15 protein-coding genes are annotated in these 20,231 nt (G+C 65.0%); 6 read left to right on the forward strand and 9 right to left on the reverse strand.

Features of this window, described 5'->3' with window-relative positions; translation table 11 throughout:
* Positions 1 to 38 precede the first annotated feature (38 nt).
* Complete coding sequence (locus ACM1PE_RS27925; protein WP_059376874.1) at positions 39 to 239, forward strand: twin transmembrane helix small protein; 201 nt, start codon at positions 39 to 41, stop codon at positions 237 to 239.
* A gap of 104 nt (positions 240 to 343) precedes the next feature.
* On the opposite strand, the gene ACM1PE_RS27930 is transcribed toward ACM1PE_RS27925, so the two are convergent.
* The 5 genes from ACM1PE_RS27930 to coxB all read right to left on the reverse strand — a co-directional run bounded on the left by ACM1PE_RS27930 (position 344) and on the right by coxB (position 4,518).
* On the reverse strand, positions 344 to 1,219 hold the full coding sequence (locus ACM1PE_RS27930) for a cytochrome c oxidase subunit 3 (RefSeq protein WP_042795688.1): 876 nt from the start codon (positions 1,217 to 1,219) through the stop codon (positions 344 to 346).
* 38 nt (positions 1,220 to 1,257) lie between these two features.
* Positions 1,258 to 1,482, reverse strand: coding sequence for a DUF2970 domain-containing protein (locus ACM1PE_RS27935; protein ID WP_013390978.1), 225 nt, complete (start codon positions 1,480 to 1,482; stop codon positions 1,258 to 1,260).
* A gap of 9 nt (positions 1,483 to 1,491) precedes the next feature.
* Entirely contained in the window at positions 1,492 to 1,617 is a 126-nt protein-coding gene (locus tag ACM1PE_RS27940; RefSeq protein ID WP_013390977.1) for a cytochrome oxidase small assembly protein, read from the reverse strand.
* Between the two features lie 31 nt (positions 1,618 to 1,648).
* The gene (gene ctaD / locus ACM1PE_RS27945) at positions 1,649 to 3,256 is read right to left on the reverse strand and encodes a cytochrome c oxidase subunit I (RefSeq protein ID WP_054455447.1); all 1,608 of its coding nucleotides are present in this window, start codon (positions 3,254 to 3,256) and stop codon (positions 1,649 to 1,651) included.
* A 104-nt stretch (positions 3,257 to 3,360) separates the two neighbouring features.
* A complete protein-coding gene (gene coxB, locus ACM1PE_RS27950) occupies positions 3,361 to 4,518 on the reverse strand; it encodes a cytochrome c oxidase subunit II (protein WP_059376871.1) in 1,158 nt (385 codons plus the stop codon).
* Between the two features lie 288 nt (positions 4,519 to 4,806).
* On the opposite strand from coxB, the gene ACM1PE_RS27955 reads away from it, so the two are divergent.
* On the forward strand, positions 4,807 to 5,619 hold the full coding sequence (locus ACM1PE_RS27955) for an NUDIX hydrolase (RefSeq protein WP_059376863.1): 813 nt from the start codon (positions 4,807 to 4,809) through the stop codon (positions 5,617 to 5,619).
* Between the two features lie 42 nt (positions 5,620 to 5,661).
* Here the strand turns inward: ACM1PE_RS27955 and ACM1PE_RS27960 are convergent, their stop codons facing one another.
* Complete coding sequence (locus ACM1PE_RS27960) at positions 5,662 to 8,376, reverse strand: cation:proton antiporter (RefSeq protein ID WP_059376860.1); 2,715 nt, start codon at positions 8,374 to 8,376, stop codon at positions 5,662 to 5,664.
* 184 nt (positions 8,377 to 8,560) lie between these two features.
* Between ACM1PE_RS27960 and cpdA the strand changes: the two genes are divergently transcribed.
* A complete protein-coding gene (gene cpdA, locus ACM1PE_RS27965; protein ID WP_059376857.1) occupies positions 8,561 to 9,400 on the forward strand; it encodes a 3',5'-cyclic-AMP phosphodiesterase in 840 nt (279 codons plus the stop codon).
* A 343-nt stretch (positions 9,401 to 9,743) separates the two neighbouring features.
* On the opposite strand, the gene rpoH is transcribed toward cpdA, so the two are convergent.
* From rpoH to fghA, 3 genes are all read right to left on the reverse strand, one after another.
* Positions 9,744 to 10,628 carry an RNA polymerase sigma factor RpoH gene (gene rpoH, locus ACM1PE_RS27970; protein ID WP_373429037.1) on the reverse strand — a complete coding sequence of 295 codons (885 nt, stop codon included), beginning with the start codon at positions 10,626 to 10,628 and terminating at the stop codon, positions 9,744 to 9,746.
* A gap of 214 nt (positions 10,629 to 10,842) precedes the next feature.
* Positions 10,843 to 11,532 (reverse strand): hypothetical protein, encoded by a 690-nt coding sequence (locus ACM1PE_RS27975; RefSeq protein WP_059376854.1) that lies wholly within the window; start codon positions 11,530 to 11,532, stop codon positions 10,843 to 10,845.
* Between the two features lie 93 nt (positions 11,533 to 11,625).
* Positions 11,626 to 12,492, reverse strand: a complete 867-nt coding sequence (gene fghA, locus ACM1PE_RS27980) for an S-formylglutathione hydrolase (RefSeq protein ID WP_419341686.1) — start codon at positions 12,490 to 12,492, stop codon at positions 11,626 to 11,628.
* A gap of 234 nt (positions 12,493 to 12,726) precedes the next feature.
* On the opposite strand from fghA, the gene ACM1PE_RS27985 reads away from it, so the two are divergent.
* The 3 genes from ACM1PE_RS27985 to ACM1PE_RS27995 all read left to right on the forward strand — a co-directional run bounded on the left by ACM1PE_RS27985 (position 12,727) and on the right by ACM1PE_RS27995 (position 20,071).
* Positions 12,727 to 13,488 (forward strand): hypothetical protein, encoded by a 762-nt coding sequence (locus ACM1PE_RS27985; RefSeq protein ID WP_059376848.1) that lies wholly within the window; start codon positions 12,727 to 12,729, stop codon positions 13,486 to 13,488.
* 368 nt (positions 13,489 to 13,856) lie between these two features.
* Positions 13,857 to 18,596 carry a glutamate synthase-related protein gene (locus tag ACM1PE_RS27990; protein ID WP_059376846.1) on the forward strand — a complete coding sequence of 1,580 codons (4,740 nt, stop codon included), beginning with the start codon at positions 13,857 to 13,859 and terminating at the stop codon, positions 18,594 to 18,596.
* An 8-nt stretch (positions 18,597 to 18,604) separates the two neighbouring features.
* A complete protein-coding gene (locus tag ACM1PE_RS27995; RefSeq protein ID WP_059376843.1) occupies positions 18,605 to 20,071 on the forward strand; it encodes a glutamate synthase subunit beta in 1,467 nt (488 codons plus the stop codon).
* The last annotated feature ends 160 nt before the right edge of the window (positions 20,072 to 20,231 follow it).

A 20,231-nucleotide genomic window follows, 5' to 3' on the forward strand; every position in this document is an offset into this window, starting at 1 on the left:
TTTCTACAATAACTACTCTGATTCGTCCGGAGACCACCATGCGCGTTTTCGTCGTCCTGGCCTTTATCGGGATTCTGGCCAGCCTGGCATCGGCTCTGGTCTACCTGATGCGGGACAAGGGAACCACCAGCCGCACGGTCAACGCGCTGACGGTGCGCATCGGATTGTCGGTGGCTCTGTTCCTGTTTGTGCTGTTCGCCCATTACATGGGCTGGATCGAAAGCACAGGCCTTAGATAGGCATCCGGGCCGCGGGTTCCCGCAAGTGCATCCCGATCGCAGATGAGTAAAACGCGCCAGTTCTCACACAAGAACTGGCGCGCTTCATAGTTTCCGCGTAACGCTCAGAACCAGTACACGAACAGGTACAGGCCCAGCCACACCACGTCCACGAAGTGCCAGTACCAGGCGGCGCCTTCGAAACCGAAGTGATGGTCGGCCGTGAAATGCCCGCGGATCAGGCGGATCAGGATGACCGTCAACATGGTAGCGCCCAGCAGCACGTGGAAGCCGTGGAAGCCCGTCAGCATGTAGAACAGCGAACCGTAGGCGCCCGAATTGAACTTCAGGTTCAACTCGGTATAGGCGTGGTGGTATTCGTAAGCCTGACAGGCCACGAAGACGAAGCCCAGGACCACGGTGGCCAGCAGCCAGAAGATGGTCTTGCCGCGATGGTTTTCGCGCAGCGCATGGTGGGCGATGGTCAACGTGACGCCGGAGCTCAGCAGCAGCGCCGTGTTGATGGTGGGCAGCCAGAAAGGTCCGACGGTCTGGAAGTGCTCGACCACGCCGGCGGGACCGAAGTTCGGCCACACGGCCTGGAAGTCGGGCCACAGCATCAGGCGGTGGTCCATGTCGCCCAGCCACGGCGTGGTGATGGTGCGCGTGTACCAGAGGGCGCCGAAGAACGCCGCGAAGAACATGACTTCCGAGAAGATGAACCAGCTCATGCCCCAACGGTAGGAACCGTCGATGCGCTTGCTGTTCAGGCCGATCTCGGATTCGTGGATGGCGTCGCCGAACCAGTAGTACAGCACCACGATCAAACCGATGAAGCCCGCCAGCAGGGTCCACTTGGCCCAGCTGACGCCGTTGATCCAGGCCGCGGCGCTCAGGCCCATGAACAGCAGCGCCACAGCCGTACGCACGGGATGACCCGAGTCGGCGGGCACGAAGTAGTACGGTGCCTCTTTACCTTGAACCGAGTGGCTTGCACTCATGGCTTTCTCCCTGGTACAGATTTATAGAATTAAGTGATTCAAGTCAGGCTGGAAACGGCCCAACGCACAATTAATACCAGCACAGTAACGAAGATAGCCGCTGCCAGCAGCCCCGCCACGATCACATGGACCGGGTTGAGCTTGGCGACGTCTTCCCGATGGCCCGCCCCCTTGCGCACGCCGAAGAACCCCCACGCCACCGCCTTCATGGTCTGAAGGAAACTCAGCTTGCGCTGGGAGGTTTCGCGCAGGTCGTCGCTCATGGCCCGCGCCTAACTGACCGCGACGCCAGACAGCAGGGCCGAGCCGCGCAGCACGGTCCAGGCAAACACGGCAATGACGAAAGCCAGCAGGACCAGACCTGCGATCTTGTTGCGGCGGCGCTGCTCGGGTGTCATTGCTGTGCTACCTGAAACATGAAAGGCTGCCTTACTTCACTTCGGGCGGGGTTTCGAACGTATGGAAGGGAGCAGGCGACGGCACGGTCCATTCCAGGCCTTCGGCGCCTTCCCACGGCTTGGCCGCGGCGGGTTCGCCCTTGCCCATGTAGCAACGCACCATCGCCCACAGGAAGATCAGCTGCGACAGGCCGAACCAGAACGCGCCGATGGTGGCCATCTGGTGGAACGTCGTGAACTGGCCCGCATAGTCGGCGTAGCGGCGCGGCATGCCTGCCAGGCCCAGGAAGTGCATCGGGAAGAAGGTGACGTTGAACGAGATCAGCGTCGACCAGAAGTGCAGCTTGCCCAGCTTTTCGCTGTACATGCGGCCGGTCCACTTGGGCACCCAGTAGTAGGCGCCGGCGAACAGGGCGAACAGCGAGCCCGCCACCAGCACGTAGTGGAAGTGCGCAACCACGTAGTAGGTATCGTGGACCTGGATATCGATCGGCGCCACCGACAGGATCAAGCCGGTGAAGCCGCCCATGGTGAACACGAAGATGAAGCCGATCGAGAACAACATCGGGGTCTCGAACGTCATGGAGCCGCGCCACATGGTGGCGACCCAGTTGAACACCTTCACCCCGGTGGGGATGGAGATGAGCATGGTGGCATACATGAAGTAGAGCTGGCCCGTCACCGGCATGCCGGTGGTGAACATGTGGTGCGCCCACACGATGAAGGACAGCACGGCGATGGAAGCCGTCGCGTAAACCATGGAGGCGTAGCCGAACAGCTTCTTGCGGGCGAACGCGGGCACGATGGCCGACACGATGCCGAACGCCGGCAAGATCATGATGTAGACCTCGGGATGCCCGAAGAACCAGAACACGTGCTGATACAGGACCGGGTCGCCGCCTGCGGCGGCGTTGAAGAAGCCCGTGCCGAAATGGCGGTCGGTCAGCACCATGGTGATGGCGGCGGCCAGCACCGGCATCACGGCCAGCAGCAGGAAGGCGGTGATCAGCCAGGTCCAGCAGAACAGCGGCATCTTCATCAGCGTCAGGCCGGGCGCGCGCATGTTCAGGATGGTGACGATGATGTTGATCGCGCCCATGATGGACGAAGCGCCCATGATGTGCAGCGCGAAGATCGCCAGGTCCATGCCCGGGCCCATCTGCAGCGACAGCGGCGCGTACAGCGTCCAGCCGGCCGCGGTGGCGCCGCCGGGCACGAAGAACGACGCGGTCAGCATGATCGCGGCCACCGGCAGCAGCCAGAAGCTGAAGTTGTTCATGCGGGCGAACGCCATGTCGGAGGCGCCGATCTGCATCGGGATCATCCAGTTGGCGAAACCCACGAAGGCCGGCATGACCGCGCCGAACACCATGACGAGGCCGTGCATGGTGGTGAACTGGTTGAAGAGTTCGGGGCGGAAGAACTGCAGGCCCGGCTCGAAGAGCTCGGTGCGCAGCAATAGCGCCAGCGTGCCGCCTTCCAGCAGCATGACGAACGAGAAGATGAGGTACATCGTCCCGATGTCTTTGTGGTTCGTGGCGAAAAGCCAGCGGCGCCAGCCGGTGGGGATGGCGTGGTGGTGGTCATCGTGACCGTGGCCGTGGCCCGGCGACACGTGGTCTACAGTGACGCTGCTCATGATGGACTCCTTCCTGCTGAGTGCCGGGCCCGATCGACGGGGCCGGCAGGGTATCTCTAACTAAACGGAACCGGTTCTGCGAGGGTGTGGCGAGGCGCGCGCAATCAGCGCGCAGCCTGCACGTCCTTCGGTAGAACCGTCGGGTCCTGCCCCTTGCCTGCATTGCTCCAGGCATGGCGCGTATAGCTGATGACCGCTGCGATTTCGACATCGTTGAGCTGCCCGCCGAATGCCGCCATCGCGGTGCCGGGCTTGCCCTTCAGCACGGTGTTGATCTGTTCGGCCTTCGGGCCCAGAACAACCTTGTCTCCGTCGAGCGGGGGGAAACTGCCCGGGATGCCCTTGCCATTGGCCTGGTGACAGGCAACGCAATTCGCCGCGAAAACCTTTTCGCCGCGGGCAACCAGTTCGGCTTCCGTCCACTCTTTATTGGGATCGTCGGCGTTTGCCGCCATCTTCTTCTTTTGGTCTTCAACCCACTTATCGTAGTCGGCTTGCGCCATGACTTCCACGACGATGGGCATGAATGCGTGATCCTTGCCGCACAGTTCCGCGCACTGGCCACGGTAGATACCAGGCTTGTCGGCGTTGAACCAGGTGTCGCGCAGGAAGCCGGGTATGGCGTCCTGCTTGACGCCGAAGTCCGGAATCATCCACGAGTGGATGACGTCGGCCGCGGTCAGCACGATGCGGATCTTTTTGTTCACCGGGACGACCAGATGGTTGTCCACTTCCATCAGGTAGAACTCGCCCTTGGGTTCGCGGTTCTCGATCTGAGCGCGCGGGGTCGAGAGCGTGGAAAGGAACTTGATGCCGGTGGCCGAGCCGTCGAGGTACTCGTAGCCCCACTTCCATTGGTAGCCGGTGACCTTCACGGTGAGGTCGGCGCTGGAAGTGTCTTTCATCGCAACCACCGTCTTGGTGGCGGGCAGCGCCATGGCGATGACGATGATGAACGGAATGACGGTCCAGGCGACTTCCACGCCCAGATGCTCATGGAAGGTCGCGGCTTTATGACCACGGGATTTTCGATGCGCCCAGATGGAGTAGAACATCACTCCGAAGACGCCGATGAAGATCACGATACAGATCGTGAGCAGCATCCAATGCAACCACATGATGTCGCGCGAGATTGCCGTCACGCCTTCATGCAGATTGAGCTGATTGACCTTCGGGCCGCCGGGCATATCTTGCACCTGAGCACCTGCCACGCTGCCAATCAGCATCGCACAAGCCCCCAGTATCCCTCTCCACTTCTTCATGCTTACCTCGAAACACGGCGCGAAGGTCCGTTCGCTAGTGGCGGAAGTCACCGGAACCGGGCAACGCGCAATTATTAGATGGTAGGGCGTGACGGGGAGATAGAGCGGCCCCTGTCGTTCCCACTCGAAATCACAAAGAAACTGGCGGATTATAGCGGACGCGCAAATAGATGTAAGTTAGTGCCCTTGAATTCGTCAGGCCCGCCCCCATCTCCGCGCGCCCCTTGACCGCGCGCGATAAACAGGGTGGCATAAAATCGTCGGCAACATCATCACCACGGTTCCACGATGCCCAAGCAGTTGTCCGACTTGTACGCCGACCTGCGCGCCCGCGCGCAAGAGCCCGCCCCGGAAGGCGCGCGCGCTTTATATATAGCGGGGCGTCGCTGCGGCTGGGCCACGCATGCGGCGTGCGACGCATTGCGCGATGCGCCCGGCATCGCAACGGACGGCGCAAGCCTGCGCATCGGCGCGGACCTGCAGCCCGGCGCAGACCTGAACGGCGTGCTCGAACAGGCCGCGCAACTGTTGCGCCAAGCCAACTGCCTACGTGGCTGGCGCGACGAATTGCTGGATGTTCTGGACGGCGACGAGCCGCTGGGCGTGATCGAACGCGCGGCGGTGCGGCCGCTGGGCCTGCTCACCAAGGCCGTGCATCTGAACGCATGGACGCCGGATGGCCGCCTGTGGGTCGCGCGGCGCGCGCTCAGCAAATCGACCGATCCCGGTATGTGGGACACCTTGGTCGGCGGCCTGGCCGGCAGCCGCGAAGACCTGGAACTGGCGCTGGTGCGCGAATGCGGCGAAGAGGCGGGCCTGGACGCGCCCGACCTGACGCGGCGCTCGCCCCTGCGCACCATCCTGCGCATCCACCGCCGACTGCCCGAGGGCTATCAGGTCGAGGATGTCCTGACCAGCACCTGCGTGCTGGCAGCCGATGCCCGTCCTGCCAACCGGGACGGCGAGGTGATGGAGATCGCCACCATCGACGCGGCCACGGCCGTGCGCCAGGTTGCGGAAGGCGAATTCACGCTGGAAGCGGCGTTGGTGATCATCGAAGACATCATGCAACGCCGCGCGGCCGGCGAAATCCCGGCCTGAGCCTCGCGGCCCGCGGCTGCGCGGGCCGCCACGACTCCTGAATCAACGCGGAACGATGCCCGGCTCGCCCAGCGCCGGGGTGTCCGTGACGTTGCCGGCGAGATTCCCTGGCAGGCCGCTTGCAGGCGGCGCATCCGCCCCCGCGGCTTCGCGCGCCGCTTGGGTATCGGTGCCGGACGCAGCGCCCGCCGCTTCCGCGGCCTCGGCGGCCTGGGCCGGGCTCGGCGCCGAGGCCGGCGCGGGGACCGGGGCGGGCGCGGCATTGGCCTGCGAAAACTGCTTCCACACCTCGATTGCGCGCAGGCGTTGCTTGGCCACGACCTGGATACGTTCACGCAGATGCTCGTCGCGCGCCAGCAGGGCGTGGAAATCGCGCGAGGACAGCATCAGCAGCTTGCTGTAACCCAGCGACGTCACCTCCGGCATCAGCTGCTGTTCGCCCAGCAGGCCGAGTTCGCCGAAGAATTCACCGCTGCCCAGTTCGATCATGGTGTTGTCCGGCAGGTGCACGGCCACGGCGCCCGAGGCCACGAAACACATTTCTTCGCCATGGCGGCCCTTGTTCAGCACGCGCTGGTCCGGCAGCGCCAGGCGTGGCTTGAGCAGCTTGCTGATGGCCCGCAGGGAATCGGCGGACAGGCCTTCGAACAGCGGCACGCGCTTGATCAGGTCCGCCGCGCTCATTTCGATGTCCAGCGGCGGGTGCTTGTCGATGTGGGCCCAGCGGCTCTTCAACTGCGCCATCAGGTCGGCGTAGACCTCGCCGCTGATCAGGAACTGCTCAAGCATGTCGCGGTAGCGGATGCGCTCCATTTCGCGGGCCACGCGGCCCAGGTAGCTTTCCTGCAGCCACTGGGCATAAGACGGATATTGCAGGTTGAGGGCCTGCATGGCGTTTTCGATCAGGTCCAGGCGGCGCTGATGCAGGGACACGATGCGCTGCGTGGCGTCCTCGCCCAGCAGGGGCGTGATCTGTTCGCGCGCGAAGGCGATCAGGCGCTGCGCGACCGACCGCTTGCTCATCAGGTTGGCGAAGCGCTGGCCCAGTTCACGCGCCAGCCAGCCCTGGAAGCCGAACAGGTAATGCAGCCGCAAGGCCAGCCGGAAACCGGTGGAATAGCGCACGTCGGCAACGATGGCGCGCTCAAAACCCGGAATGCCGCCCAGCCGGATCGCGTCCTCCAGCCGTTCGGCCCGCGCCAGCAGCGTTTCGGCCATGCGCCAGTCCACGATCTGCGCCTTCAGGATGTCGAAGAACATTTCCTCTTCGCGCTGGGCCACGATGGCCAGCCCCACCGCCACGCGCTGGTCGTCCGTCATCTGGCTGACCTGGCCGTCATGCACGCTGGTCAGGCTGGCGTCGAACACGGCGCGAATGCGGTCGCGGACCTCGGTGCCGATATGCTCGGTCTTGGCGACCTCTTCGGTCTTGCCCTGCAGGTCTTCCAGCGCCACGGCCAGCGCCTGGTTGCGGATGGTGCGCTCCACCGGCGACAACTGGTTCAGGCCCAGCATGCGAATCAGCGGCCGCAGGCTGATGCCGTTGATGAACAAGGTCAGCAGCACATAGCTGGTGGTGGCCACCGCGATGAACTGGCGCGCCTCTTCGGCCACCCCGGTCTGCTCCGTCACGGCCAGCGCCAGCGCCAGCGACACCGCGCCGCGCAGGCCGCCCCACAGCATGACAACCTTGTAGGGCCTGCTGACCTTGGTCCCCAGCCGAGTCAGGCCCAGCAGCGGCAACAGACCGAAGACGACGATGGCGCGCGCGACCAGCGTCGCCACGAACACCACGGCCACCAGCGCCAGTTCCTGCCAGTCGGCGGCCGCCATCAGCTTGGGGATCAGCATGGCCGCGAACAGGAAGATCAGCGAGTTGGCCCAGAAGCCGAACTGCTCCCAGGCGCTGGACAGGTATTCGAAGGTGGTCGGCGACATGCGCGTGCGGCCGGTGGATCCCACCACCAGGCCCGCGATCACGGTGGCGACCACGCCCGACACGTTCAGGTAGTGCTCGGAAATGAAGAAGGACAGATAGGCCAGCGTCAGGGTCAGCGTGATTTCCGCGGTGGGAAAGCCGCGCAGCCAGGCGAACAGGAAGCAGGCCAGCCGGCCCATGGCGAAACCCGCCAGGCCGCCGCCGATGAAGTGCACGATGAAGTCGTTGAAGATGCCGCTGGCGGTGAGTTCGCCATGGCCGCCCAGCACGGCCAACAGCACGGAGTACAGGGCAATGGAGGCCGCGTCGTTGAACAGGCTTTCGCCTTCGACCAGGGTGGTCAGGCGCTTGGGCGCGCCCACTTCGCGGAAGATGCCCACCACCGCCACGGGGTCGGTGGTGGCGACGATGGCGCCCAGCAGCAGGCAGACCACCAAGCCGTAGGGCGAAATGGCGTCCAGCGTGACGCCGACCACCACGGTACAGACCACCACGGCCACGATGGCCATCATGAGGATGGGTCCGATATCGTCCATCAAGCGCCGCACGTTCATGGACAGCGCGGTCTCGAACAAGAGCACCGGCAGGAACACCATCAGGAAGGTTTCGGACGAAATCTCGAAGCGTTCCAGCGAATCCAGGAAGTCGCCGATCCAGCTGGGCGCCCAGCCGTGGACGTGCACGATGATGCCCAGCAGACAGCCGACGATGGCCAGCAGCACCGAATAGGGCAGCTTGAGGCGGCCGGCCAGGGGTGGCATGAAGCAGACCAGCGTCAACAGACCCGCCAGGCCGAATACGAGAAAACCTACATCCATGTTCTGTGGGTGGAGCTTGTGTGAAGTTCCACAAGAATAGCGGCTTTTTCCTCCCGGACCGGAGCAGGAACTACCAGGAATCGTGGAGAATGCACGTTTCGTTACCCCAATGCGGACAAGCGATACGCGTCGCGCCGTGTTTTTTGGGTAATGTGGAATCGCACAAACTTTGCAGGAGCGGCACTTGGCCCGGATTCATTCCCTGACCCGGCGCGACGACGCGCCCGCCATGCTGGTCCAGCTGACCGACAGCCATCTGTTCGGCGAACCTGAAACCTCGATGCTGGGCGTCAACACGGACGCCAGCCTGCGCGCGGTGCTGCGCCAGATCGAGGCGGACGGCAAGCATCCCGATCTGCTGCTGGCGACCGGCGACATGTCCCAGGACGGCGAAGCCGCGGCCTATCGCCGGCTGGCGCGCGTCCTGTCCGAGGCGCCGGCGCTGGCGCAGGCCTGCATCCGCTGTCTGCCCGGCAACCATGATCTGCCGGCCGTGATGCGCCAGGAACTGCCGCAATGGTCGGTTCCGGTGACGGACGTGGGCGCCTGGCGCGTGGTCACGCTGGACACCACCGTGCCCGGTTCCAACGCCGGCCATCTGCCCGCGAGCCAGCTCGACCTGCTGGAGGCCGCGCTGGCCGAGGCTCCGGGCCGCCACACGCTGGTCGCCATGCATCACAACCCCATGCAGATCGACAGCCATTGGCACGATTCGATGATGATCGACAACCCGCAGGCCCTGTTCAAGCTGCTGGCGCGCTGGCCGCAGGTCCGCGTGCTGCTGTGGGGCCATGTGCACCATGAGTTCGACCGCCGCCGCCACAACCTGCGCCTGCTGGCCACGCCGTCGACCTGCTTCCAGTTCAGCATCCGCGACGGCAAGCACGTGGTGGACAACATGGCGCCCGGCTACCGCTGGATCAAGCTGTACCAGGACGGTTCGATGGCGACCGGCGTACGGCGCGTGCAGGACGCGCTGTGGCATGGCGCCATGACGGCCTCCGACAACGCCCAGGCGGCCTAGACAAGCCGGGCTTCTTGCTCCGGCTGCGCACGGCGTTGGCCGCTTGAGTCCGGTGCAGGCGCGAACCGGACGCGCATAAAAAACGGGGCACCAGGTATGCATGGTGCCCCGCAAGCATCCGTCTCATAGGGGAGGGGAAAGAGGAGAAGCCGAGACGGATGACAAGACTGCTAACCGAAGTTCGCGGTCTACATGAAGTTAGGCGGTGCGATCCTCATTAAGTTTCTCGCGCCGCGCAAAATTTCCGCCCGAATTTGTATCAATATATTCATGCGCGGTCGCGGCGCGCCGGAAAAGCAAAAGGGCCGCTGATCGCGGCCCTTCGCATGGTTCGACAAGCGCCTCAAGAGGCCAGGTTGCCGCGCATCTTCTTCAGGGCGGCCGCTTCGATCTGGCGGATGCGCTCGGCCGACACGCCGAACTCCTGCGCCAGTTCGTGCAGCGTGGCGCCGCCGTCGTCCTGCAGCCAGCGGGCCTCGACGATGCGGCGCGAACGCGGATCCAGCGCTTGCAGCGCGTCGGTCAGGCCGGCGCTTTGCAGCTGGTCGCGGGCGGCGCGTTCCAGCACCCGGGTGGGTTCCTGGCGGCCCTCGTCGGACAGGTAGGCGATGGGCGCGTAGCTGTCATCGTCATCGTCCTGGTTTTCCAGCGACATGTCGCGGCCGGACAGGCGCACTTCCATTTCGCTCACGTCTTCGCGGCGCACGTTCAGTTCGCGCGCGATGTGGTCGACCTGTTCCGGATCCAGCGTCTGGCCGTCGGGGCGCATGCTGCGCAGGTTGAAGAACAGCTTGCGCTGGGCCTTGGTCGTCGCGACCTTCACCAGCCGCCAGTTGCGGATGATGTACTCGTGAATTTCGGCCTTGATCCAGTGCACGGCGAACGACACCAGGCGCACGCCGCGCTCGGGGTCGAAGCGCTTGACGGCCTTCATCAGACCCACGTTGCCTTCCTGGATGAGGTCGGCATGCGGCAATCCATAGCCCAGGTACTGACGCGCCACCGACACCACCAGGCGCAGGTGCGACAGAATCAGTTCACGCGCGGCGCCCAGGTCTTCCTGGTCGCGCAGGCGGCGGCCTAGCTCGGTTTCACGTTCCGCGGACAAGACCGGCAGGCGGTTGACCGAGGAGATATAAGCGTCGATCGTGCCAAGTGCGCCCGGATTGGCAATGGCCAACGCCAGGGCGTTGCCGGTAGCGGCCAACGAGGTACTGGGTTGCTTCATAGCGGGGGTCTCCGGATGGCGAAGGGATAACGACATGGATTCGATGTTAGCACTCTAGTATTGGGAGTGCTAATTCGACTATTGCGGCGCGTCAAAGTTTCATTCGTCGCCTTGCGTCCCCGTTTATTTTTTCGGGGTGGTTTGCCGCCGTGGGACAAACGAGCGCTGCCGGCGGATGGCCAGCCCCTGAATCCGAACGCGGTTGCGGCTTGTCCTACCAGCCCAGCCGCTTCAAGCCCTCGGCCGTAGCTTCGCCGTCGGGCCGCACGAACAGCGCCCCGCGCGGATCCATCAACACCTGGTAGCGGGCGCCATCGAACAGCGGCATATACGCAGCGCTGCCAAATTGGACATCGACGAACGGGAACCAGTTCGGGAAATTCTTCTTCAGCGATGCCAGATCCGGCGCCGGCCAGTCGTCCAGCGCGTGGACCGAGCGCGTGGCCGAGGCTTCCCGCGCCGCATCGCTATAGCGGCCGGACAGGCGCTCCAGCCGGTACAGCGGCGGCACGCCGGCCATCAGCGCCGGCAGGCGCCAGCGCACGACCCGCGCATCGATCTGCCACTGATCCCCGTAGAGGACGTACTGCTTGGTGCCGGTGCCAGGCGCGCTGGCGTTGAGCTGGAACTGGCCGTCGGCCACCTGCCGCACTTCAATATGCGCCACCGGCTCATCGGTCGTCAGGCGGAAGAATTGCACCAGCGAAAGGGCCAGCAGGCCCGACACGCATCCCAGCAGCACCAGCATCAGGCCAAACAGGCGGCGCACCGGCCGGAACTGGAACATCCTGCGGCCGCGCTCGTCTCGCGGGCCGCCGCGGCCCAGCAGCATGACGATGCCCGGCAGCAGGACGACGACGGCGCCCAGCAGTATCCAGACGAAGGGAGCGATTCCGTTGATCAAATCAGGCGTTCCTATTGAGCACAGACCGCAGGCGGCGCGCCGGGGCGCGCAAGCAGCCTGCCGCGGCAGGCCCGCCAGTATAGAAGCGCGCCCTCAGGGCGCCGGTTTTCCAAGCCGCTCGACGTGAAACCGGATGTGATCCTCGATGAACGTCGAGATGAAGTAGTAGCCATGGTCGTAGCCCGGATGGCGCCGCAGGTCCAGCGGCTGGCCAGCGGCGGCGCAGGCTGCCTCGAATACCTCGGGATACAACTGTTCGGCCAGGAATTGATCCGACTCGCCTTGATCGATCAGGATGCCAGCGGGAAACGGGTTGGTGGCGCCGCGCATCAGCGCGGATGCGTCGTACGCGGCCCAATCCTCGGTCCTGTCGCCCAGGTAGGCGCCGAACGCCTTCTTGCCCCAGGGGCACTGGCTGGGCGCGGCGATGGGCGCAAACGCCGACACCGAGCGGAACTTGCCGGGGTTGCGCAGCGCCAGCACCAGCGCGCCGTGGCCGCCCATGGAATGGCCGAAGATGCCGGTGCGCGACGCGTCGCCGGGCAGGGCCTCGCCCGTGACGATGCCGTGCAGTTCCTGCGTCACGTAGCTGTACATGCGGTAGCGGTCGCGCCAGGCGGGGGTGGTGGCGTCCACGTAGAAGCCCGCGCCGGTGCCCAGGTCCCAGCTTTCGTCCTCGCCGGCCACGTTGGCGCCGCGCGGGCTGGTGTCCGGGGTGACCAGCATGACGCCGAGCTCGGCGGCCAGGCGCTGGGCGCCCGCCTTGATCATGAAGGTCTCTTCCGTGCAGGTCAGGCCCGCCAGGTAGAAGAGCACCGGAACCGGGCCTTGCTCGGCCTGCGGCGGCAGGTAGACGGAGAAGCGCATGGGCAGGCCGATCTCCGCGGACTCGTGGCGGTAATAGCGCTGCCAGCCGCCGAAGCAGCGATGCTGCGAAATGAGTTCCAGGGCGACTGCCATTGCTTTCCTCCGGTCGGAATGATGGGAAAGAACGTCTCGCGGATTAGGGGATATCCACGGTACGACGTTCCGTCGCCGAATGTTAACCTGGGCTTTATGGGGTACGAACGACAGAAAAAAAGCGATTTCCTGCCCTGACCATGATCACGGGACTTGACCAGCGCCCACCGTGGCACTATTTATATACCGTGAGCGAAGACAACCCGTTCTTCCAAATGCGCAAGTCCTGACACTATGGCCCGTCTGCCCCGTCTGTACGCCCCTGGGCTGCCCCAACTGGTGCAGGCCAACTTCATCCAGCCGCTGGCGGCGCCGTCGCAGCCCGCGCCGGCCGACATATTGAACCAACTGGCCACGTGGCTGGGCGAATCCGCCCAACGCCACCGAGTCTCGGTTCACGGCTGGCTGCTTGCCAACGACCGCATCCTGCTGCTGGCCACGCCCGCGGACGAGGAAGGCCTGCCGCGCCTGATGCAGACGCTGGGCCGCAACCTTGCGGCGCGCCTGCGCGGCGGCCGGGTCTTCGCCGGCCGCTACCGCTCTGCCTTGCTGGAACCGGGCGCCTGGGTGCTGCCGTCGCTGGTCTGGCTCGAAACCTACCCGGTGCGCAGCGGCGCCTCGCAGGATCCCGATTCCTGGCCCTGGTCGTCCGCTTCCAGCCATACCGGCAACACCACCGCTGCGCCCGCGCAATGGCAGTCGGACCACGCAGACTACTGGGCCTGTGGCAATACCCCGTTCGACCGCCAGGCCAATTACCGCAAGCGCTTGCAGGACGGCCTGTCGCGCGAGGAAACGCAGCGCATCGACCAGGCTGTCTCCGGACAATGGGCGCTGGGCGGTCCCGCCTTCATCGCCAGCCTGGCCCATACCGCCAGCCGCCGGGTCGCACCTGGCCAGCGCGGACGTCCGCGCAAGAAGCCGGCGGCGGCGTCTACCGACGCGGAACCGAGTTCCTCGCCGCCCACCACGACGCCCACGTCGACCTCCTCCTGATTACGGACCCGCCTGAACGGCGGGTTCTTTCATTGTGGCGCACCACTACGGCGCAGACCGCCGTGCGCATTGGCGTTTCCGCAACGCCGGCGCCAGCCGCAGCTATCAAAATCCCCCAAATAAATGGGGACATATAACAAGAAAAACGGCGCTTTGTCGCATGAGCGAGCACCTTACTGGTGCATACCCTCCTGGCGAGGCCCATTTGGCGCAGCTCTTGATGCGTCACCGAATTAACTATCAATGACAGTACATATTAAAAATAGGGGACATACCCTATTTATTCCTATTGCACCCTACTCATGTCGGGGGTATTGTCCGTCTCCTGCACTGCAACATTACGACGCAGGCCCACTGCGGAGCGCGCCATGCCCCAAATTACCCCGATCGACTCCTGTCCCCCGCCCAAGGCGACCCCCATCGATGCCAGCCGCATCGGGCTGCCTTCCGCCCAGGGCCTGTACAACCCCAAGAACGAGCATGACGCCTGCGGCGTCGGTTTCGTCGCCCACATCAAGGGCAAGAAAAGCCACGCCATCATCCAGCAGGGCCTGAAGATCCTGGAAAACCTGGACCACCGCGGCGCGGTCGGCGCGGACAAGCTGATGGGCGACGGCGCCGGCATCCTGATCCAGATTCCCGACGCGCTCTATCGCGACGAGCTCGGCCATCAAGGCATCACGCTGCCGCCTCCCGGCGAGTACGGCGTGGCCATGGTGTTCCTGCCCAAGGAAACGGCCTCGCGCCTGGCCTGCGAACAGGAGCTGGAACGCTCCGTGCGCGCCGAAGGCCAGGTCGTCCTGGGCTGGCGCGACGTGCCGGTGGACGTGGACATGCCCATGTCGCCTGCCGTGCGCGCCTGCGAACCCGTGATCCGCCAGCTGTTCATCGGCCGCGGCGCCGACGTGATGGTGCCGGACGCGCTGGAGCGCAAGCTGTACGTGATCCGCAAGACCGCCAGCCACGCCATCCAGAACATGCATCTGGCGCACGGCAAGGAATACTTCGTGCCCTCGGCCTCGGTGCGCACCGTGGTCTACAAGGGCCTGCTGCTGGCCGACCAGGTCGGCCGCTACTACCGCGACCTGGCCGACCCGCGCACGGTGTCGGCCCTGGCGCTGGTGCACCAGCGCTTCTCGACCAACACGTTCCCCGCCTGGCCGCTGGCCCACCCGTACCGCATGATTGCCCACAACGGCGAAATCAACACGGTCAAGGGCAACTTCAACTGGCTGCGCGCGCGCGAAGGCATGATGCAGTCGGCCGTGCTGGGCGACGACCTGAAGAAGCTGTACCCCATCGTCTACGAAGGCCAGTCGGACACCGCCACGTTCGACAACTGCCTGGAACTGCTGGTGAATTCGGGCTACTCGCTGGCCCACGCCATGATGATGATGATCCCGGAAGCCTGGGAACAGCACACGCAGATGGACGAAAGCCGCCGCGCTTTCTACGAGTACCACGCCGCCATGATGGAGCCGTGGGACGGCCCCGCCGCGGTTGCGTTCACCGATGGCCGCCAGATCGGCGCCACGCTGGATCGCAACGGCCTGCGCCCGGCCCGCTACCTGGTCACCGATGACGACATGGTCATCCTGGCTTCCGAAGCCGGCACCCTGTCCATCCCCGAGAACCGCATCGTCAAGAAGTGGCGCCTGCAACCGGGCAAGATGTTCCTGATCGACCTGGAACAAGGCCGCATCATCGACGACGCCGAGATTAAGCTGCAGCTGGCCAACAGCCGGCCGTACCGCCAGTGGATCGAACGCCTGCAGATCAAGCTGGAATCGCTGCCGGCCCCGCGCCAGGCCGCCGTCGCCACGCAGTCGCAGGTGTCGCTGCTGGACCGCCAGCAGGCCTTCGGCTGGACCCAGGAAGACTACAAGTTCATCCTGGAACCGATGGCCACGACGGGCGAGGAAGTCATCGGCTCGATGGGCAACGACGCGCCGCTGGCCGTGCTGTCCGATCGCGCCAAGCCGTTCTACAACTACTTCCGCCAATTGTTCGCGCAGGTCACGAACCCGCCGATCGACCCCATCCGCGAACAGCTGGTGATGTCGCTGGTGTCCTTCATCGGCCCCAAGCCGAACCTGCTGGACATCAACAACGTCAACCCGCCGCTGCGCCTGGAAGTGTCGCAGCCGGTGCTGGACTTCGCCGCCATGGCTCAGATCCGCGACATCGAGCAGGTCACGGGCAAGAAGTTCCGCAGCTTCGAGCTGGACATCACCTATCCCGCCGCCTGGGGCCCCGAGGGCATCGAAGCCCGCGTGGCCGCGCTGTGCGCGCGCGCCGTGGACGCGGTGCGCAGCGGCTACAACATCCTGATCGTGTCCGACCGCCTGGTCGACAGCGAGCGCGTGGCCATCCCCGCGCTGCTGGCGACGTCCGCGGTCCACCAGCACCTGATCCGCGCCGGTCTGCGCACCAACACCGGCCTGGTCGTGGAAACCGGCTCGGCGCGCGAAGTGCACCATTTCGCGCTGCTGGGCGGCTACGGCGCGGAAGCCATCCACCCCTACCTGGCGCTGGAATCGCTGGGCAAGATGAACGACCCCGAAAAGGCGGTCAAGAACTTCATCAAGGCCATCGGCAAGGGCCTGAACAAGGTCATGTCCAAGATGGGCATTTCCACCTACATGTCCTATACCGGCGCGCAGATCTTCGAAGCCGTGGGCCTGCAGACCGCGCTGGTGAACAAGTACTTCACCGGCACCGCCTCCAACATCGAAGGCATCGGCATTTTCCAGGTGGCCGAGGAAGCGCTGCGCCAGCACCGCGCCGCCTTCAGCACCGATCCGGTACTGGCCAACGACCTGGACGCGGGCGGCGAATACGCCTATCGCGTACGCGGCGAAGAGCACATGTGGACGCCGGATTCCATCGCCAAGCTGCAGCACGCTTCGCGCGCCAACAACTACCGCACGTACAAGGAGTACGCGCAGATCATCAACGACCAGAGCCGCCGCCACATGACGCTGCGCGGCCTGTTCGAGTTCCGCTTCGATCCGTCGCGCGCGATTCCGCTGGACGACGTCGAATCCGCCAAGGACATCGTCAAGCGTTTCGCCACCGGCGCCATGTCGCTGGGCTCGATCTCCACCGAAGCGCACTCGGTGCTGGCCGTGGCCATGAACCGCATCGGCGGCAAGTCCAACACCGGCGAAGGCGGCGAGGACGAACTGCGCTACCGCGCCGAAATGCGCGAAGGCAAGAGCACCATCAAGGACGGCGACACGCTGGCCTCGGTGCTGGGCTCGGACCGCATCGAAGCGGACGTCGAACTGAAGAAGGGCGATTCGCTGCGTTCGAAGATCAAGCAGGTGGCCTCGGGCCGTTTCGGCGTGACCGCCGAATACCTGTCGTCGGCCGACCAGATCCAGATCAAGATGGCGCAAGGCGCCAAGCCCGGCGAAGGCGGCCAGCTGCCTGGCCACAAGGTGTCGGAATACATCGCCAAGCTGCGCTACTCGGTGCCGGGCGTGGGCCTGATCTCGCCCCCTCCGCACCATGACATCTATTCCATCGAAGACCTGGCCCAGCTGATCCACGACCTGAAGAACGTGAATTCCAAGGCCTCGGTATCGGTCAAGCTGGTGTCGGAAGTCGGCGTGGGCACGGTGGCCGCGGGCGTGGCCAAGGCCAAGGCCGACCATGTCGTGATCGCCGGCCATGACGGCGGCACGGGCGCCTCCCCGGTGTCGTCCATCAAGCACGTGGGCACGCCCTGGGAACTGGGCCTGGCCGAGACGCAACAGACGCTGGTGCTCAACCGCCTGCGCAGCCGCATCCGCGTGCAGGCCGACGGCCAGATGAAGACCGGCCGCGACGTCGTCATCGGCGCGCTCCTGGGCGCCGACGAGTTCGGCTTCGCGACCGCGCCGCTGGTCGTGGAAGGCTGCATCATGATGCGCAAGTGCCACCTGAACACCTGCCCGGTGGGCGTGGCCACGCAAGACCCGGTCTTGCGCAAGAAATTCCAGGGCAAGCCCGAGCACGTCGTGAACTTCTTCTTCTTCATCGCCGAGGAAGTCCGCGAAATCATGGCCCAGCTGGGCATCCGCAAGTTCGACGACCTGATCGGCCGCGCCGATCTGCTGGACATGCGTTCGGGCGTGGAGCACTGGAAGGCCCAGGGCCTGGACTTCGCCCGCGTGTTCCATCAAACGCAATCCGACGCCGACGTGCGCCAGACCGAAGAGCAGGACCACGGCCTGGCCGGCGCGCTGGACCACCAGTTGATCGAGCGCAGCAAGCCCGCGCTGGAACGCGGCGAGAAGGTCTCGTTCATCGTCCCGGTGCGCAACCGCAACCGCACCATCGGCGCCATGCTGTCGGGCGCGGTGGCCGCGCGCTACGGCCATGATGGCCTGCCGGACGACACCATCCACATCCAGTGCAACGGCACGGCCGGCCAAAGCTTCGGCGCGTTCCTGGCCCACGGCATCACGATGGACCTGGTGGGCGAAGGCAACGACTACGTCGGCAAGGGCCTGTCGGGCGGCCGCATCATCGTGCGCTCGCCCAACGACTTCCGCGGCTTCGGCCCCGACCACATCATCGCCGGCAACACCGTGCTGTACGGCGCGCTGGCGGGCGAGGCGTTCTTCAACGGCGTGGCCGGCGAGCGTTTCGCGGTGCGCAACTCGGGCGCGGCCACCGTCGTGGAAGGCACCGGCGACCACGGCTGCGAATACATGACCGGCGGCACCGTCGTCGTACTGGGTGCCACGGGCCGCAACTTCGCGGCAGGCATGTCGGGCGGCGTGGCCTACGTGTGGGATCCGGAACGCACGCTCAAGCAGCGCGCCAACCTGTCCATGGTCGAACTGGAAAGCATCGTGCCGCACGCGGAACAGCTTGCCCAGAACAACATCGACGTCTGGCACAGCGCGCAGCGCGGCGGTGAACGCGAAACCGACGAAACCATCCTGCGCCGCCTGGTGGAAGACCACTTCCGCTACACCGGCAGCTTCCGCGCCCGCGAAATCCTGGGCGACTGGGAAGCCTCGCGCGGCAAATTCGTGAAAATCATGCCGACGGACTACCGCCGCGCATTGGGTGAAATGTGGCGTGCAGCCAACCCGCAACAACTGGCTGCGTGAGGGATACCATGGGAAAGATTACCGGCTTTATGGAATTTCAGCGTCTGCAGGAGGCCTCCGAGGCCCCGCAGAAGCGGCTGAAGAACTGGCGCGAATTCGTGCTGCACCTGAGCGACGACCAGGCCAAGCAGCAGGCGGCGCGCTGCATGGACTGCGGCATCCCGTTCTGCAACAACGGCTGCCCGGTCAACAACATCATCCCGGACTGGAATGACCTGGTGTACCGGCAGGACTGGAAGCGCGCGCTGGACGTCCTGCACTCCACCAACAACTTCCCCGAGTTCACCGGCCGCATCTGCCCGGCGCCTTGCGAAGCTGCCTGTACCTTGAACATCAACAGCGACGCTGTCGGCATCAAGTCCATCGAGCACGCCATCATCGACAAGGGCTGGGCCGAAGGCTGGGTGTCGCCGCAGGTGCCGGCGCGCAAGACCGGCAAGAAGGTTGCCGTGGTGGGCTCCGGCCCCGCCGGCATGGCGTGCGCGCAGCAGCTGGCCCGCGCCGGCCATTCGGTGACGCTGTTCGAAAAGAGCGACCGCATCGGCGGCCTGCTGCGCTACGGCATCCCCGACTTCAAGCTGGAAAAGCACCAGATCGACCGCCGCATCTCGCAGATGGAAGCCGAGGGCGTGGAGTTCGCGCCGTCGACCTACATCGGCAATCCCAGCGACCCCGTGGCCGACGGCCTGACGGTGCGCACGCCGGAATCGCTGCTGGCCGAGTTCGACGCGGTAGTGATGAGCGGCGGTTCGGAAACGCCGCGTGACCTGCCGGTTCCCGGCCGCGAGCTGTCGGGCGTGTACTTCGCCATGGACTTCCTGCGCCAGCAGAACAAGGCGGTGGCGGGCGACCGGCTCACCAACCAGACGCTGGCCAAGGGCAAGCACGTGGTGGTGATCGGCGGCGGCGACACGGGTTCCGACTGCGTCGGCACCAGCAACCGCCACGGCGCAGCCTCGGTCACGCAATTCGAGCTGATGCCCCAACCGCCGGAAAGCGAAAACAAGAGCATGACCTGGCCGTACTGGCCGCTGAAGATGCGCACCTCGTCCTCGCACGAGGAAGGCTGCGAGCGCGACTGGTCCGTGACTACCAAGCTGCTCCAGGGCAGCAATGGCAAGGTCGAAAAGCTGATCGGCGCGCGCGTCGAATGGTTCAAGGACGAAGCCACCGGCCAAATGAAGATGCGCGAAGTCGAAGGCTCTGAATTCGAGATCAAGGCCGACCTGGTGCTGCTGGCCATGGGCTTCGTGTCGCCCGTGCAGACGGTGCTGGACGCCTTCGGCGTGGACCGCGATGCGCGCGGCAACGTGCGCGCCAATACCGACGACTACCGCACCAACGTCGAGAAGGTCTTCACCGCCGGCGACATGCGCCGCGGCCAGTCCCTGGTGGTCTGGGCCATCCGCGAAGGCCGCCAATGCGCGCGCTCGGTGGACGCCTACCTCATGGGCAGCAGCGAACTGCCGCGCTGATCGCCACGATCAGGCTCAACCGGATCGCCGCCGAGCGCATTGCGCCGGCGGCGATTTTTTTGCCTGCCCTCCGGCCTGTTGCAACATAACCACTTTCCGATTGCGGTCTTTTCACGATTTGACACACATCAAGCGGGCCGGACGCCAGGTTTGAGAACCT

Origin of the sequence: Achromobacter sp. PD1 (assembly GCF_048541815.1) — a bacterium.
Lineage (GTDB): Bacteria > Pseudomonadota > Gammaproteobacteria > Burkholderiales > Burkholderiaceae_B > Achromobacter > Achromobacter bronchisepticus_A.